Below are 16,178 nucleotides of genomic sequence, written 5' to 3' on the forward strand. Positions count from 1 at the left end.
GGGCGGGCCTCTCTTCGTCGAAGGCGCCCGAACCGCCTCCGCCCCGCGGCGCCTAGGCGTTCGGCCGCGAGCGCACGAGCCGCTTGTTGAGCCGCTGCGCCACGCGATCACCGACCGACTGGACCCCCTGCACGAGCACGATGAGGACGACCACCACCGCGAGCATGACCTCCGGCAGGAAGCGCTGGTAGCCGTAGCGGATGCCGAGGTCGCCGAGCCCGCCGCCGCCGACGGCGCCGGCCATGGCCGAGTAGCTGATCAGGTTCACGACCGTGATGGTGAGGGCCGCGACGAGGCCGGGGAGCGCCTCCGGGACGAGGACCTTCGTCACGATCTGCATCGGCGAGGCCCCCATGGCCTGCGCGGCCTCGATGAGGCCGGGGTCCACCTCGCGGAGCGCCGCCTCGGCGAGCCGGGCCACGAACGGGATGGCCGCGATCGTCAGCGGCACGATGGCCGCCGCCGTGCCGATGGAGGTGCCGACGAGGAGCCGCGTGAACGGGATGATGGCCACGAGCAGGATGATGAACGGCGTCGAGCGGCCGGCGTTCACCACCGCGCCCAGCACCCGGTTCAGCAGGGGGTGCTCCCGGATGTGGCCGGGGCTCGTGGCGACCAGGACGACGCCCAGCGGCACGCCGACGAGCGCCGCCAGGGTGGACGACACGGCCACCATGAGCAGGGTCTCGAGGAACGCGTCAAGCAACAGCCCGAGCATCGCCGGCGACATGGCCGAGCACCTCCACCTTCAGGTCCTTGCTGCGGATGAACTCGAGGGAGGCCGCGACGTCCTCGGCGCGCCCGATCGCCTCGACGATGATGTTCCCGTACGGCTCACCCTGGATGTAGTCGACCTGCGCCTGCAGGATGTTGAGCAGGATCCCGAACCGGCGGACGACCTCGGCCATCACGGGCGTGTTCGCCGACGGCCCGCGGAAGACGATCCGGAGCACCGGGTTGCCGCCGGCCTCGGGCGGCGCCGCCAGGCGCGCGACGAGGTTCGCCGGGAGGGCCCGGTCCACGAGGTCGCGGACGAAGCGCCGGGTCACCTCGGCGGTCGGCGAGGTGAAGACGTCGAAGACGGGGCCGAGCTCCACGATCTCGCCGTGCTCCAGCACCGCCACCCGGTCGCAGATCTCCTTGATGACCGGCATCTCGTGCGTGATGAGGACGATGGTGAGCCCGAGCTTCCGGTTGATGTCGCGGAGCAGGGTGAGGATCGCCTGCGTGGTCTCGGGGTCGAGCGCCGAGGTGGCCTCGTCGCAGAGCAGCACCGACGGCTCCGAGGCGAGCGCCCGCGCGATGCCGACCCGCTGCTTCTCCCCGCCGGACAGCTCGGCGGGGTAGCGGCCGTGCTTGCCCGCGAGCCCGACCAGCTCCAGGAGCGGCGCCGCGGCGGCGCGCGCGTCCGCGCGCGAGCGGCCGGCGAGCTCGAGGGGGAGGGCGACGTTGTCGAGGGCGGTCCGCGAGGAGAGCAGGTTGAAGTGCTGGAAGATCATCCCGATCGCGTGGCGCGCCTCGCGCAGGGCCCGGCCTCGGAGCGCGGTGATCTCCCGGCCCTCGACCACCACGCGACCCGACGTGGGCCGCTCGAGGAGGTTGATGCAGCGGACGAGCGTACTCTTGCCGGCGCCGCTGCGGCCGATGACGCCGAACACCTCGCCCCTGGGGATGGCGAGGGAGACGCCCTTGAGGACGTGGACGGGGCCGCCCTCGGCGTGGAAGGTCTTCGTGAGGTCTCGGAGCTCGATCATCGTGCTTCGCGGGGGGCTGGACGCGGGGTGTCCGTTATACTGGAGGAGCCCCCGCGGCGCGAGGCCGGCCGGCGTGGCAGGCTCCGCGGGGCGATCGGCGCGTTGCCCGGCGCCTCGATCTCCCCTATAGGATGAGCATCCGTTATCACGGAAGGAGACCTCCCACATGAGAGCCGTCCGGACGATCCCGCTCCTCGCCACCGCACTCCTCGCGCTCGCCGGCGTCGCCCGTGCGGCGCCGGCCCAGACCCTCAAGGTCGGCACCGAGGGTGTTTACGCTCCGTTCACGTTCCAGGACGCCGACGGGAAGCTCACCGGCTACGACGTCGAGGTCGTCCGGGAGATCGCGCGGCGCGCCGGGCTCGAGCCGGTGTTCGCCCCGACGCCGTGGGACAGCATCTTCCTCGGGCTCGACTCGCGGAAGTTCGACCTGGTCGCGAACCAGATCGGCAAGACGCCCGAGCGCGAGAAGAAGTACCTCTTCACCGACGACTACCTCGTCTCCGGCGCACAGATCATCGTCAAGGAAGGGCGCGCCGGGACGTTCTCCGGGCTCGAGAGCCTCGCGGGCCTGAAGGTCGGCACCGGCGTCGGCAGCAACTACAGCAAGCTGCTCGAGGCCTACAACGCGAGCCACACCCCGCCCATCGACATCAAGTACTACGACGGGACCCTCACCACCGTCCTCCAGGACATCGTCGCGGGCCGCCTCGACGCGACCGTGAACGACCGCCTGACGGTGGGGTACAACGTCAAGAAGCTCGCGCTCCCCGTGAAGCTGGTCGGGGCGCCGCTCGCGCTCGTCCCCTCGCACTTCGTGGTCCGCAAGGGGCCGGAGGGCGAGGCGCTCGTGAAGCGCCTCGACGCGGCCATCGCCGCGGCCAAGCGGGACGGCACGCTCGCGAAGCTCTCCGTGAAGTGGTTCGGCGCCGACTACACGCGCTAGCGCTCCCTCCCGCCCGTGGACGCCGCCGGCATGGAGCCGCTGCTCGACTATCCCTTCATGGTGTCGGTGGTGCCCGCGCTCCTGCGGGCGCTGCCGGTCACCCTGAACGTGACCGTGGTGTCGATGAGCCTGGCGCTGCCGCTCGCGCTCGCCACCGCCCTCGTCCGGATCTCCCGCGTCCCGGTGCTCCGGCACGTGGCGGCGCTCTACGTCTCGTTCATGCGCGGCACGCCGCTCCTCGTGCAGATCTACCTCGCCTACTACGGCCTGCCGAAGGTGCTGAACCACCTCGGCGACCGCTACGGCTGGTCCCTCGACGTGAGCAGCATCCCGGCCATCGCCTTCATCTACCTCGCGTTCACGCTGAACGTCGGGGCCTACGCCTCCGAGACCTTCCGCGCGGCGATCGAGGCGATCGACCGGGGGCAGATGGAGGCGGCGCTCTCGGTGGGGATGACGCGCTGGCAAGGCATGCGCCGGATCGTGCTCCCCCAGGCGCTCACCATCGCCCTGCCGAGCCTCGGGAACACCGTCATCGCGCTGCTCAAGGACACCTCGCTCGCCTTCCTCGTGTCGGTGGTGGAGCTCATGGGGGAGGCGAAGATCCAGGCGGCGCGCGGGCTGCAGTTCTTCGAGGTCTACCTGGTGGCCGCGCTCGTCTACTGGGTCATCTGCATCGGCATCGAGCGGGGCATGGCGGTGCTGGAGCGCCGGGTGAGGCGGTACGAGGGGCTCTCGCCGGCATGATCGAGCTCCGCGACGTCACGAAGGCGTTCAACGGCGTGCCAGCCCTGCGGGGCGTGAGCCTCGAGGTCCACGAGGGCGAGTCCGTCGTCATCCTCGGGCCGAGCGGCTCCGGCAAGTCCACGCTGCTGCGCTGCGTGAACTTCCTCGAGCGCCCGGACGGCGGGACGATCCGCGTCGGCGATCTCACCGTGGACGCCCACCGGGCCACGAAGGCGGAGGCGGCGGCGCTGCGGCGGCGGACCGCCATGGTGTTCCAGCACTACCACCTGTTCCGCAACAAGACCGCGCTCGAGAACGTGATGGAGGGGCTCCTCGTGGTGAGGAAGCTCCCGCGCGCCGAGGCCCGCGCCGCGAGCGAGCGGGTCCTCGCGCGCGTCGGTCTCTCGAACCGGCTCTCCTACTTCCCGTCCCAGCTCTCCGGCGGCCAGCAGCAGCGGGTCGGCATCGCCCGGGCGCTCGCGCTCGAGCCCGACGTCATCCTCTTCGACGAGCCGACCTCGGCGCTCGACCCGGAGCTCGTGGGCGAGGTCCTCGACGTGATGCGCGGCCTCGCCCGCGACGGCGTGACGATGCTCGTCGTCACCCACGAGATGGGCTTCGCGCGCGAGGTCGCCCAGCGCGTGATCTTCATGGACGAGGGGCGCATCGTGGAGGAGGGCGCGGCCGAGGACGTCTTCCAGCGCACGCGCCACGAGCGGACGCGGCAGTTCCTGCAGCGGGTCAAGCGGACCTGACGGGCGTGCATCCGTGCACGGGCCCCGTGCATCTCCGCGCGAGCGTCGAGGCCCGGATTCCGGTACACGTGCCTCGAGCGTCCGGGGTCCCGGAGGCGAGGAGGGTGGCACCCTTGTCCCGTCGAGGCTGGCTGCTGTTCGTCGCGCTGTGCGTGATCTGGGGGATCCCGTACCTGCTCATCAAGGTCGCGGTCCGGGAGATCACCCCGGCGAGCCTCGTCTTCCTGCGCACCGCCATCGGCGCGCTCGTCCTCCTGCCGGTGGTGCTCCTCTCCCGGGGCGACCTGCGCGCCCTCCTGCCGCGCTGGCGCCCCATCGTGCTGTTCACCGTGGCGGAGCTCGCGGTCCCGTGGCTCCTGCTCTCCGACGCCGAGCGCCACCTGCCGAGCTCCCTCGCGGGCCTCCTCGTCGCGTCGGTGCCGCTGGTCGGCGTCGTGCTGGCCCGCCTGAGCGGGGTCCCCGAGCCGCTCGGAGGACGCCGTCTCGCCGGGCTCTGGGTCGGGCTCGCGGGCGTGGTCGCGCTGCTCGGCCTCGACGTGCGCGGGGGAGACCTGCGCGCGGTGGGCGAGATGGTGCTCGTGGTGATCGGCTACGCGGTGGGCCCCATGGTCGTGTCCCGGCGCCTCACCGACGTGCGGACCCTGGACGTGGTGGCGGTGTCGCTCGTGCTGGGCGCCGTGGGGTACGCGCCGTTCGGGATCGCCCAGCTCCCCGCCGCGCTGCCGTCGATCGAGGCGATCCTCTCGGTGGTCGTGCTCGGGGTGCTCTGCACGGCGCTCGCCTTCGTGCTCTTCTTCCGGCTCATCGCCGAGGTCGGGCCGGTGCGGGCCACCGTGGTCGCGTACGTCAATCCGGCGGTCGCCGTAGCCGCGGGGGTCGCCGTGCTGGGTGAGCCGCTGACGGCGGGCACGGTCATCGGGTTCTTGCTCATCCTCGCCGGCTCCTGGCTCGCGACCGGAGCGCCGGTGCGCGCCGCCGCCTCCTCGGCGTCCCCGATGGCGCCGGGCTCCGCCGGACAGGCGTGAGGCCGGGTCGCGGCGCGCTGACGCGCCGTCCTTGATCGCACGCAACCCTCGGCTTTCACTTGCGCGGCGCGTCGTCGTCGTGACGCGCGGTTGCTTGCCCTTCGAGAAAAAAGCGCGAGGCGGGTGAACGGGAGCCTCCGATTGTGCTTCAATGCCGCGCACTCTGCAGCCCGGTACTGAGGTGCATCACCCAACGTAATGGAGGCACGATGAACTTCTCGAAGCTCAGGGCGATCGCCCTGGTGAGCGCGGCGCTCGCCATGCCCGCCGCCGGCCACGCCCAGGACGCGAAGCCCGGTGAGTTCAAGATCCCCGGCACCAACACCACGCTCAAGCTCAACGGCTTCGTCGAGCTCGACGCCACCTACGACTTCAGCGGCGCCGACGAGGACATCCGCGGCGACGACTGGGCGTCCTTCCTCGAGTTCCAGCCGCTCGACCGCGGCGAGCGCGACAAGGACCGCCTGTACGTGACCGCCCGCACGTCGCGCGTCGGCCTCACCACCACCACGCCGACCGACCACGGCAACCTCGTGGTCCGCGTCGAGGGCGACTTCAACTCGCCGTCCGCCTTCAACTACTCCACCGAGGCGACCACCAACGGCACGAACTTCCGCATCCGCCACGCCTACGGCGAGTACGCCGGGTTCCTCGTCGGCCAGACCTGGGCCAACTTCATGGATCTCGGGTCGCTCCCCGACACCGTGGACTTCAACCCGCACGGCGCGTTCGCGCTGACCCGCTCGCCCGGCGTCCGCTACACCGCCAACTTCGGCGGGCCGACCCTCGCGGTCGCCCTCGAGAACCCGCAGAGCCTGGTGCTCAACACGGAGAAGGCTCCCGGGACGCTCACCGTCGGGCGCGAGTTCGACCGCTACCCGGACGTCTCCGCGAACCTCACGGTCCCGTTCTCGCTCGGCCACCTGAACCTGCGCGCCGTGACCTTCGAGTACCAGGGCCGCACCGCGGCCGGCGTGCACGACAGCCGCTGGGCCTGGGGCGCCGGCGTCTCCGGCAGCGTGAAGCTCGGCAAGCTGGACAGCGTGGTGTGGTCGGTCCAGGGCGGCGACGGCATCGGCCGCTACATGTTCACGACGCTGTTCCAGGGCGCCGCGTTCGTGGGGAACGACATCGAGCTGTGGAGCGCGGTCGCGTACCACGTGGGCCTCACCCACAACTGGTCGCCCACCTTCCGCTCGAACCTCATCTGGACCCAGACGTTCTTCGACAAGGACGACGCGCTCGCGGCCGAGCTGGGCGATCCCCTGTCGAACAAGCGCATCGACGCCGGCTACGTGAACTCGTTCTACAGCCCGGTGAAGAACGTCGAGCTCGGCCTCGAGTACGCTTACGGCCGCCGGACCGTCTTCGCCGCGGCCCTCGCCGATCCGTCCAACGACGTGGGCACGCAGCACCGCGTCAACGCGCTCGCTCGCTACACCTTCTTCTAGGCGGGGCGGGTGGTTTCCGAGGGGGGCGGTGGCCGAGCGAGGCCGCCGCCCCCCTCGTTTTCGTCGTCACCTCGGCGCGGTGCGCAAAGAACCGGGGGTGAGGAGGGTGCCCGCGAAACGAGCACCGCCCGGGACGGCGCCGCGGGCCAGGAAGCGCGTTGCACATTGCCCATGACAAATGCGTTCTGTATGACGGAAGCTTCCGTTTCTTCACCCCTGGAGGCTCCCATGCGTTTCGCGCGAGCGTTGGCGGTTTCGGCACTGGTCCTGGCCGTAGCCGGTTGCGAGAAGAAGCAGGAACCCGCCGCTGCGGGTCAGCAGCAGGCGGCGGCACCGTCGGACACGATCCTCATCGGGCACGTCGCGTCCCTCACCGGCGAGCAGGCGACGTTCGGCGAGTCGACGGACAACGCCATCAAGCTCGCGATCGCCGAGGCGAACGCGAACGGCGGCGTGAAGGGCAAGAAGCTCGCGCTCAAGACGTATGACGACCAGGGCAAGCCCGAGGAGGCCGCGGTCGCCGCGACGCGCCTCATCGTGCAGGACAAGGTCGCGGTGCTCCTCGGCGAGGTGGCCTCCAGCCGCTCGCTCGCGATCGCGCCGATCGCGGACACCAACAAGGTCCCGCAGATCTCCCCGACCTCGACGAACCCGCGCGTCACGAAGGACGGCACGAAGACCCGGCCCTACGTCTTCCGCGTCTGCTTCATCGATCCGTTCCAGGGCACCGTGATGGCGAAGTTCGCCCACGAGAACCTGAAGCTGAAGCGGGTGGCCATCCTCCGCGACGTCGGGAACGACTACTCGGTCGGCCTCGCCGACTACTTCTCCGCCAAGTTCAAGGAGCTCGGCGGCGAGGTCGTGAGCGACCAGAGCTTCAAGGCCGGTGACCAGGACTTCAAGGCCCAGCTCACCGCCATCAAGAACAAGAACCCCCAGCTCATCTACGTCCCCGCCTACTACACCGACGTCGCGCTCATCGGCCGCCAGGCCCGCGAGCTGGGATTCAAGGGTCCCCTCGCCGGCGGCGACGGCTGGGACTCGGCCAAGCTGTACGAGATCGCCCAGGGCGCGCTCGACGGCTCGTACTTCTCGAACCACTACACCCACGAGAACCCGGACCCGCGGGTCCAGAACTTCGTGAAGAAGTACAAGGACACCTACGGCTCCGTGCCGGACGCGCTCGCCGCCCTCGGCTACGACGCGGCCCTCGTCGCCATCGACTCCATGAACCGCGCCAAGGACCTCACGGGCCCGGCGATCCGCGACGCCATCGAGCAGACGAAGGGCTTCCACGGCGTGGCGGGCAACATCACGCTCGACGCGGATCACAACGCCGTGAAGTCGGCCGTCGTGATCGGCATCGAGAAGAACACCCCGAAGTACGTCACGACCGTCGAGCCGTAGGGCTCCGCCTTCCGTAGAGAAGGGGAGGGGTTGATCGAGGCCCCTTCCCTTCTCTATGGTGTCGCACCCCATTTCCCCGGGTGGCCCGCGTGACCGAGTTCCTTCAGCACTTCGTGAACGGCCTCTCCGTCGGGACGATCTACGCCCTGATCGCGCTCGGCTACACGATGGTGTACGGCGTCCTGAAGCTCATCAACTTCGCCCACGGCGACGTCTACATGGTGGGCGCGTTCTCGGGCTACTACCTGGGGATCGTCGGCGGGGGAGGCGAGCCGTCGTTCTTCCGGGCGGCGTACGTCACGCTGGGCGCGATGATCGCGTGCGCGCTGCTCGGGTTCGTGATCGAGCGCTTCGCCTACCGGCCGCTCCGCCACCGGGCGCGGCTGACCGCGCTCATCACGGCCATCGGCGTCTCGTTCCTGCTCGAGTACGGGTTCCAGCTGTCGCCCTGGATCCGCACCCCGGTGCAGTTCCCGCCCGGCCCGAGCCCGCGCTTCTTCCCGCCGCTCATCGACTTCGGCGGCGAGCGCTCCATCGAGGTCCTCGGCGCGACGATGCCCAAGATCGATCTGCTCGGGCTCGGGGTCGCGCTCGGGCTGATGCTCGTGCTCCAGTTCATCGTCTACCGCACGCGCTTCGGCACCGCGATGCGCGCCGTCTCCTTCGATCCGCAGGTCGCCGGCCTCATGGGGATCCCCGTGAACCGGATCATCTCCTGGACCTTCATGCTGGGCAGCGCGCTCGCCGCGGCGGCAGGCATCATCAACGCCTCCTCGCGCCCCAAGATCGAGCCGCTCTTCGGCCTCATCTCCGGGCTCAAGGCGTTCGTGGCGGCGGTGCTCGGAGGCATCGGGAGCGTCCCCGGCGCCATGGCGGGCGGGCTCCTGCTCGGGCTCACCGAGGAGTACGTCGCCGGCTACACGGACTCGTCCTACCGCGACGCCATCGCGTTCACGGTGCTCATCCTCGTGCTGCTGATCCGCCCAGCCGGCCTCTTCGGCCGCGTCACCGTGGAGAAGGTATAGTGGCGCGCGCGAAGGCAGTGTTCCGGTCGATCCTGCCCTTCCTACTGGGGCTGCCCGTCCTCTTCGCCATCCAGTCGGTGACGCCGCCCGACTACGCGCTCATCCTGGTGAGCGTCGGCGTGAACGTCGTGCTGGCGGTCTCGCTCAACGTGGTGAACGGCTTCACCGGGCAGTTCTCGCTCGGGCACGCCGGGTTCATGGCGGTGGGCGCGTACACCGCCGCGAAGATCACCACCGGGCTCGTGGGCGTGGACCTCCCCTTCGTCCCGCAGGCCTTCTCCGATCAGGCCATCTTCGCCCTGGCGCTCAGCGCGGGCATGGCCACCGCGGCGCTCGCCGGCTTCCTGGTGGGCATGCCCTCCCTGCGCCTGCGCGGCGACTACCTCGCCATCGTCACGCTGGGGTTCGGCGAGATCATCCGCTCCGTCATCGAGAACATGAAGACCCTCGGGCAGGCGACGGGCCTCTCCGGCCTGCCCCCGCGGACCAACCTCGTGTGGGTGGGCGTCTCGGCCATCGCCACCGTGGTGATGGCGCGCCGGCTCGCGGTCTCGACCCAGGGCCGGGCGCTGTTCGCCATCCGCGAGGACGAGGTCGCGGCCGAGGCGATGGGCGTGGACACCACCGGCTACAAGGTGCGGGCGTTCGTCATCTCGGCCGCGTACGCCGGCCTCGCCGGCGCGCTCATCTCGCACGCCATCCTGCTCGCCACGCCGCGCATGTTCACCTTCGTCCGCTCCATCGAGGTGGTGGTGATGGTGGTGCTCGGCGGCCTCGGCTCCATCACGGGCTCGATCGTCGCCGCCTGCACCCTCACCATCGCGCTGGAGCTGCTCCGCGAGTTCCAGGCCTACCGCATGGTCGTCTACGCGATCCTCCTCATCGCGCTCATGCTGCTCCGCCCGCAGGGGATCTTCGGGACGCGGGAGATCTGGGACCTCGCCATCGTCCGCCGGCTGTTCCGGACCCGGCAGCTCGCCGCGACGGGACCCGCCGGCGCCTCGCCGACCGAGGTCCGCGACGACTCGACCAAGGGGGTCGTATGAGCGCGCCCCTCGAGGCGAAGTCGGTCACCATGCGGTTCGGGGGGCTCAAGGCCCTCTCCGAGTTCAACCTGGTGATGGAGCCCGGCGAGCTCGTCGGCCTCATCGGCCCGAACGGCGCCGGCAAGACCACCGCCTTCAACGCCATCACCGGCGTCTACACGCCCAGCGAGGGCGAGGTCCGGGTGTCCGGCGAGCTCGTGAACGCCCAGCGCCCGCACGAGATCTGCGGGAAGGGCGTCGCCCGCACCTTCCAGAACATCCGCCTCTACAAGCAGCTCACCGCGCTCGACAACGTCCGGGTCGCCTGCCACGCGCGGGCGACGAGCGGCTTCTTCGACGCGCTGTTCCTCACCGCGCGCCACCGCACCGAGGAGTCCCGCATCCTCTCCCGCGCCGAGGAGTACCTGAAGGTGATGGGGCTCTCGCACCGGCGCGACGAGATCTCCCGCAACCTGCCCTACGGCGAGCAGCGCCGGCTGGAGATCGCCCGGGCGCTCGCGACCGGCCCGAAGGTGCTCTGCCTCGACGAGCCGGCGGCCGGCATGAACGCCGCCGAGAAGGTCGAGCTCATGCAGCTCATCCGCAACATCCGCGATCGGTTCGGCATCTCGATCCTCGTCATCGAGCACGACATGCGGCTCGTGATGGGCGTCTCCGAGCGGCTCCTCGTGCTCGACCACGGCGTGACCATCGCGCAGGGCAAGCCCGAGGCCATCCGGAAGAACCCGAAGGTGATCGAGGCCTACCTCGGCGACGCGTACCTCGAGGAGAAGCACATCGCGATCACCCCGGAGGGCGCGCGATGAGCGGCGACGGCCTCATCCTCCAGGTGAAGGACCTGCGGGTCCACTACGGCGCCATCGAGGCGCTGCGCGGGGTCTCCCTCGAGGTCTCGCAGGGCCAGGTCGTGGCGCTCATCGGCGCGAACGGCGCGGGCAAGACCACCACCCTCCGCGCCGTGTCGAAGATGCTCAAGCCGAGCACCGGCGCGATCCACTTCAAGGGGGAGGACGTCACGCGGCTCCCCTCGCACGCGCTCGTGGCGCGCGGCATGGCCCACGCGCCGGAGGGGCGGGGGATCTTCCTCAACCTCACGGTGCGCGAGAACCTCGACCTCGGCGCGTACCTCCGGAGCGACCGGGCCGGGATCGCCCAGGACGCCGAGCGGCAGTTCTCGCTCTTCCCCATCCTCGCCGAGCGCCGCAACCAGGTGGCGGGCACGCTCTCGGGCGGCGAGCAGCAGATGCTGGCCGTCGCCCGCGCGCTCATGAGCCGGCCCAAGCTGATGCTGCTCGACGAGCCGTCCCTGGGGCTCGCGCCGCAGGTCGTCGAGCGCATCTTCAGCGTGCTGCGCGAGGTGAACGCCTCCGGCGTCTCGCTGCTCCTCGTCGAGCAGAACGCCCACAAGGCGCTCCAGCTCGCGCACCGGGCCTACGTGCTCGAGACCGGCAACGTCGTGATGCAGGGGACCGGCAAGGAGCTGCTCGCCTCGCCGGAGGTCCGCAAGGCGTATCTCGGGGAGTGACGGGCCACGCGCGCGCGGTGTGTCCACGCGCGCGCCGGGAGGCTATCTTCCGGGGATGTCCATCGCCTCACCACGCTCGGCGCAGGGCCGGGAGTTCCTGGCCGGCTGCCGCGACGAGCTCCCCATCCTGCTCGGCGTCGCGCCCTTCGGGATGATCTACGGCCTGCTCGCGCTCGGCGCGGGGCTCCCCGCGCTCACCGCCCAGGCGATGTCGTCGGTGGTGTTCGCCGGGTCGGCGCAGTTCATCGCGACGCAGCTCATCCGCGAGGGCACGCCGGCGGTGGTCCTCGTCGTGACGGTGTTCGTCGTGAACCTGCGCCACGCGCTGTACAGCGCCTCGGTCGCGCCGCGCCTCAAGCACCTCGGGACCGGCTGGAAGGTGCTCCTCGCCTACCTCCTCACCGACGAGGCCTACGCCGTCGCGGCCTCGCGCTACGCGCGCGACGGCGACCGGCCCGACGTCGCGCCGCACCTCCACTGGTACTTCCTCGGGGCCGGCGTGACCCTCTGGGCCGCCTGGCAGGCCAGCACCGCCGCGGGGGTGTTCCTCGGCGCGGCCGTGCCGCGGAGCTGGTCGCTCGACTTCACCCTCGCCCTCACCTTCATCGCGCTCGTCATCCCGGCGCTGAAGGACGTGGCGGCCGCCGCCGCCGCGATCGCCGCCGGCCTCCTCGCGGTCATGGTGGTGGGGCTGCCCTACAAGCTCGGCCTGGTGCTCGCCGCGCTGGTGGGGATCCTCGTCGGGCTGTTCGTGGACGCGAGGCGGGCATGAGCTGGCTGCCCGCCCTCGCCGTCGCCGGGCTCGTCACCTTCGCGATCCGGCTCTCCTTCATCCTGCTCCTCGGGAAGGTGGAGCTGCCGCCCATCGTCACCCACGCGCTGCGCTTCGTCCCGCCCGCCGTGCTCTCGGCGATCGTCTTCCCGGAGCTGCTCGTGCGCGACGGCGCGCTCGACCTGCGCCCCGGGAACCTCCGGCTCGTGGCGGGCGTCGTCGCGGCCCTCGTCGCGTGGCGCACGCGGAACGTGGTCCTCACCATCGCGGTCGGGATGGCGGTGCTGTGGACCCTGCAGGCCCTGGCCTGACGAGCGCGCCGCGATGGTCATCCCCCCGCAGAAGCTCGCGCTCTTCGTCGCCGCCACGCTCGCCCTCACGCTCACGCCCGGCCCGGCGGTGCTGTTCATCGTGGCGCGCAGCATGAGCCTCGGCCGGCGCGCCGGGTTCCTGTCGGTGCTGGGGGTGGGGCTCGGGAACACCGTCCACGCCGCCGCGGCCGCGCTCGGCCTGGCGGCGCTGCTCGCGTCGTCGCCGGTGGCCTTCTCCTTCGTGAGGTACCTCGGGGCCGCCTACCTCGTGCTCCTCGGCGTTCGCCGGGTGCTCGACCGCGGCGGTTCGCTGGGGGCCGCGGACGCAGGGGCGGCGCCCGCCGCGCCGCGCTCGATCCTCCGCCAGGGCTTCCTGGTGGCCGCGCTCAACCCCAAGACGGCGCTCTTCTTCCTCGCCTTCCTGCCCCAGTTCGCGGATCCCGCGCGCGCGTCGATGGCGGCGCAGGTCCTGGCCCTGGGCCTCCTCTTCGTGGCGCTCGCCGTCGTCACCGACAGCGGCTACGTGCTCGTCGCCGGTGGGCTCGGGGGCTGGTTGCGCCGGAACCCCGCGTTCGCGCGCAGGGAGCGCTACCTGAGCGGCGCGATCTACGTGGGCCTCGGCGCGCTGAGCGCGCTCGCGCGGTGACGGCGTTGCTCGCCTGGGCCGAGCCCGTCGCGATCCGCGCCCTTTGCCCCGCTCCGCGCGGGCTGATATGTCCTCGCGCCGTGCCCGCGACCGAGCCCGAGCGAACGGTGATGGACCCCGCGGCGGCAGTGCCGCCGGGGGCCCCCGCGCGGCCTCCGCGCGGGCGCGGCACGGCGCTGGGGGTCGCCTACGTGGCGGCGTCCGCGGTGAGCTTCGGCACGCTGCCCATCTTCGCGCGCCTCGCCTACGCGTCGGGCGTGGACACCTCGACGCTCCTCCTGCTCCGCTTCACGATCGCCGCCGCCCTCATGTGGATCGTGCTCGCGCTCCGCGGCGCCCGGGTCCCGCGGGGCAAGGGGCTCGCCATGCTCGTCGGCATGGGGGCGATCGGGTACGCCGGGCAGGCGTTCTCGTACTTCACCGCGGTGAGCCTCGCGTCGGCCGGGCTCGCGGCGCTGCTCCTGTACCTCTACCCGGCCCTCGTCGCGATCCTGGCGCGCGTCGTCCTCCGCCACCCGCTCTCCGGCGCGCAGCTCGTCGCCATCGTCATGGCGCTCCTCGGGAGCCTGCTCACCATCGGGCGGGCGGTGGACGGGTCGCCGCTCGGGATCTTCTTCGGCGTGCTCGCGGCGCTCATCTACTCGGTCTACATCCTCACCGGCGGCCGGCTCCCGGCCGGCATCACGCCGACCGCCTCGACCACGGTGGTCAGCTCGGCCGCGGCGGTGGTCTTCGCGGGCGTGGTCCTGCTGCGCGGCCCGCAGCTGCCGCGGACGCCGGTGGGCTGGGCCGCGGTCCTCGCCATCGCGGTGATCTGCACCGTGCTCGCCGTCGCGTTCTTCCTGGCCGGGCTCGAGCGGCTCGGTCCGGTGCGGGCCTCCGTCTACTCGACCCTCGAGCCCGTGACCACGCTCGTCCTCGCCGCCGTCCTGCTCGGCGAGCAGGTGACCCTCGTGCGCGCCGCGGGCGGGGCGCTCATCCTCGGCGCCGTGCTGCTCCTCTCGCGCGTCGAGGCGGCGTCCCGGTGACGGTCCCCGCGGAAGGGTCCCGCGGCGCGGCTGGGGTCGGCTACGCCGCGGCCGCGTATCTCATGTGGGGGCTGTTCCCGCTCTACTTCCACGCCCTCGCCGGCGTGCCCGCCCCCGAGATCCTAGCCTACCGCATCGTCTGCTCGACGCTGTTCGTGGCGGCGCTCGTGACGCTGAAGCGGCGCTGGGCGGACGTCCTCCGGCAGCTCCGCGCGCCGGGGACGCTTCCGAGCCTCGCCGCGAGCGCGCTCTTCATCTCGGCCAACTGGCTCGTCTACGTCTGGGCCGTGAACGCGGGGCGCGTCCTGGAGGCGAGCCTCGGCTACTTCGTGAACCCGCTCGTCTCGGTGGTCCTCGGCGTGGTGTTTCTGCGGGAGCCGCTCACGCGCGCGCAGCGGATCGCGGTGATCCTCGCGGCCCTGGGCGTGGTCGCGCTCGTCGTCCGCGCCGGGACGTTCCCGTGGGTCGCGCTGGCCCTCGCGCTGACCTTCGGGCTGTACGGGCTCATCCGCAAGCGGGTGCGGGTGGACGCGACCGCCGGGCTCCTCGGGGAGGTGGCGCTCCTCACGCCCGTCGCGGCGATCTACCTCGCGGCGCTGGGGGCCGCGCACGCGGGCCACCTCGGCGCGAGCGCACGCGTGACGATCTTCCTCGCCGCGAGCGGGGTGGTGACCGCGATCCCGCTCATGCTGTTCGCCCTCGGCGTCCAGCGGCTCCGGCTCTCCACGATCGGGCTCCTCCAGTACGTGAACCCGACCGTCCAGTTCGCCATCGCCGTGCTCGTCTTCCGGGAGCCGTTCTCCGCGGCGCACGCCCTGACCTTCGGCTGCATCTGGCTCTCGCTCGCGATCTACTCGTTCGAGGCGCTCGCGCTGGCTCGGCGTCAGGCGGGGTGACGGGACGCGACCGTCGGGCCCCGTGAAGAGACGCTCGCCGGCCAGGGAGAATCCTCCCGAGCGTTGCCGCCGAGCTCGGGGCGTGCTCGAAGGCGGATCGAACCTGCATCGCGTGCGGTACGATCGGTCGCATGCACGCCGTCCTGCCCTGCATCGCCGCGCTCCTGGTCTCCGCCTCGACGCCGGCAGAACCGCGTCACGATCCCGAGCCACCGACGGGCGCCTGGGACGATGAGCCCGAGGCGACGCAGGGGGACGCCGAGAGCACTGCCGCGCTGACGCTCGAGCGAGACGGCGCGGACGCCGTCCCGGCTCTCGTCGCCGCCCTCCGCGCCGAGAGTCCGTACGACGCGGGCAGCGTCATCGCGAGCGACGCACGCTTCGTGCGGCTCACGCACGCGGAGCGGGCCCGGCTGCTCGACGGGCTCGAGGAGGGGATCCGCTGGTGGGCCCCGCTCCTCAACCTCTACCCGGGATACGGGCTCGGCTCTCTCGCGTCGCGTGACCCGCGCGGCGCGTGGCTCGCGGCGGCGGACTTTGCAGGCTCGACGCTCTTCTTCGCGGGCGTCCTCTCGGCGTTCGGGACCTCGCAGCCCAGCCGCAGCGGGTCCGTGCTCTTGGGGACGGGCGCGGCGCTCATCCTCGGCTCCCGGGTGGGGGGAGTGATCCTCCCGTTCACCTTCTCCGGCCGGCGCCACCGCGAGGCAGAGCGCGCGCTGCGGGCACTGCCGCCGCCCGTCACGGCGATGCCGGCCCTGCTCCCGATCGCGCCGGGACGCGGAGCCCCCGGCGCGGCCCTCGGCGTGGCGCTCCGCTATTGATTGGGAGGCGATCCTTCGACGCGGGGGCCGCTGCCTGCTCCACC

At 71.7% G+C, this 16,178-nt stretch carries 18 protein-coding genes; 16 read left to right on the forward strand and 2 right to left on the reverse strand.

All coding sequences use genetic code 11. The annotated features are described in order from the left end of the window. Window positions 1-52 precede the first annotated feature (52 nt). The gene (locus MNY60_RS03145; RefSeq protein ID WP_242333717.1) at window positions 53-730 is read right to left on the reverse strand and encodes a methionine ABC transporter permease; all 678 of its coding nucleotides are present in this window, start codon (window positions 728-730) and stop codon (window positions 53-55) included. Further along, window positions 699-1,754, reverse strand: coding sequence for a methionine ABC transporter ATP-binding protein (locus tag MNY60_RS03150; RefSeq protein ID WP_242333714.1), 1,056 nt, complete (start codon window positions 1,752-1,754; stop codon window positions 699-701). The genes MNY60_RS03145 and MNY60_RS03150 overlap by 32 nt, the downstream gene beginning before the upstream one ends. Window positions 1,755-1,920: 166 nt before the next feature. Here MNY60_RS03150 and MNY60_RS03155 point away from each other — a divergent pair, with 166 nt between their 5' ends. The 16 genes from MNY60_RS03155 (at window position 1,921) to MNY60_RS03230 (ending at window position 16,134) form a co-directional block, all read left to right on the forward strand. Then, window positions 1,921-2,700: a transporter substrate-binding domain-containing protein gene (locus MNY60_RS03155; protein WP_242333711.1), complete on the forward strand. Its 780-nt coding sequence runs from the start codon at window positions 1,921-1,923 to the stop codon at window positions 2,698-2,700. Window positions 2,701-2,730: 30 nt separating this feature from the next. Continuing rightward, window positions 2,731-3,447 carry an amino acid ABC transporter permease gene (locus MNY60_RS03160; protein WP_242353518.1) on the forward strand — a complete coding sequence of 239 codons (717 nt, stop codon included), beginning with the start codon at window positions 2,731-2,733 and terminating at the stop codon, window positions 3,445-3,447. After that, complete coding sequence (locus MNY60_RS03165) at window positions 3,444-4,181, forward strand: amino acid ABC transporter ATP-binding protein (RefSeq protein WP_242333705.1); 738 nt, start codon at window positions 3,444-3,446, stop codon at window positions 4,179-4,181. Before MNY60_RS03160 ends, MNY60_RS03165 begins: the two co-directional genes overlap by 4 nt. 104 nt (window positions 4,182-4,285) lie before the next feature. Next, window positions 4,286-5,206 (forward strand): DMT family transporter, encoded by a 921-nt coding sequence (locus MNY60_RS03170; RefSeq protein ID WP_374109394.1) that lies wholly within the window; start codon window positions 4,286-4,288, stop codon window positions 5,204-5,206. Window positions 5,207-5,415: 209 nt separating this feature from the next. Beyond that, a complete protein-coding gene (locus MNY60_RS03175) occupies window positions 5,416-6,657 on the forward strand; it encodes a DcaP family trimeric outer membrane transporter (protein WP_242353530.1) in 1,242 nt (413 codons plus the stop codon). Between the two features lie 228 nt (window positions 6,658-6,885). Then, window positions 6,886-8,064: an ABC transporter substrate-binding protein gene (locus MNY60_RS03180; protein ID WP_242353532.1), complete on the forward strand. Its 1,179-nt coding sequence runs from the start codon at window positions 6,886-6,888 to the stop codon at window positions 8,062-8,064. An 89-nt stretch (window positions 8,065-8,153) separates the two neighbouring features. Next, complete coding sequence (locus MNY60_RS03185) at window positions 8,154-9,089, forward strand: branched-chain amino acid ABC transporter permease (RefSeq protein ID WP_242333693.1); 936 nt, start codon at window positions 8,154-8,156, stop codon at window positions 9,087-9,089. Beyond that, on the forward strand, window positions 9,089-10,135 hold the full coding sequence (locus tag MNY60_RS03190) for a branched-chain amino acid ABC transporter permease (protein ID WP_242333690.1): 1,047 nt from the start codon (window positions 9,089-9,091) through the stop codon (window positions 10,133-10,135). Before MNY60_RS03185 ends, MNY60_RS03190 begins: the two co-directional genes overlap by 1 nt. Further along, window positions 10,132-10,941, forward strand: coding sequence for an ABC transporter ATP-binding protein (locus tag MNY60_RS03195; protein WP_242360022.1), 810 nt, complete (start codon window positions 10,132-10,134; stop codon window positions 10,939-10,941). The genes MNY60_RS03190 and MNY60_RS03195 overlap by 4 nt, the downstream gene beginning before the upstream one ends. Continuing rightward, window positions 10,938-11,660, forward strand: coding sequence for an ABC transporter ATP-binding protein (locus tag MNY60_RS03200; protein WP_242333684.1), 723 nt, complete (start codon window positions 10,938-10,940; stop codon window positions 11,658-11,660). Before MNY60_RS03195 ends, MNY60_RS03200 begins: the two co-directional genes overlap by 4 nt. Window positions 11,661-11,715: 55 nt before the next feature. Beyond that, a complete protein-coding gene (locus MNY60_RS03205) occupies window positions 11,716-12,432 on the forward strand; it encodes an AzlC family ABC transporter permease (protein ID WP_242333681.1) in 717 nt (238 codons plus the stop codon). Further along, window positions 12,429-12,743 (forward strand): AzlD domain-containing protein, encoded by a 315-nt coding sequence (locus MNY60_RS03210; RefSeq protein ID WP_242333678.1) that lies wholly within the window; start codon window positions 12,429-12,431, stop codon window positions 12,741-12,743. Before MNY60_RS03205 ends, MNY60_RS03210 begins: the two co-directional genes overlap by 4 nt. Window positions 12,744-12,756: 13 nt before the next feature. Further along, the gene (locus tag MNY60_RS03215) at window positions 12,757-13,389 is read left to right on the forward strand and encodes a LysE family translocator (protein ID WP_242333675.1); all 633 of its coding nucleotides are present in this window, start codon (window positions 12,757-12,759) and stop codon (window positions 13,387-13,389) included. An 80-nt stretch (window positions 13,390-13,469) separates the two neighbouring features. Then, window positions 13,470-14,417, forward strand: coding sequence for a DMT family transporter (locus tag MNY60_RS03220; protein ID WP_242333672.1), 948 nt, complete (start codon window positions 13,470-13,472; stop codon window positions 14,415-14,417). Beyond that, window positions 14,414-15,313: an EamA family transporter RarD gene (rarD, locus tag MNY60_RS03225; protein WP_242333668.1), complete on the forward strand. Its 900-nt coding sequence runs from the start codon at window positions 14,414-14,416 to the stop codon at window positions 15,311-15,313. Before MNY60_RS03220 ends, rarD begins: the two co-directional genes overlap by 4 nt. A gap of 131 nt (window positions 15,314-15,444) precedes the next feature. Next, window positions 15,445-16,134 carry a P13 family porin gene (locus MNY60_RS03230; protein WP_242333665.1) on the forward strand — a complete coding sequence of 230 codons (690 nt, stop codon included), beginning with the start codon at window positions 15,445-15,447 and terminating at the stop codon, window positions 16,132-16,134. The last annotated feature ends 44 nt before the right edge of the window (window positions 16,135-16,178 follow it).

Origin of the sequence: Anaeromyxobacter sp. SG17 (assembly GCF_022690695.1) — a bacterium.
In the GTDB taxonomy this organism is placed as follows: Bacteria; Myxococcota; Myxococcia; order Myxococcales; family Anaeromyxobacteraceae; genus Anaeromyxobacter; species Anaeromyxobacter soli.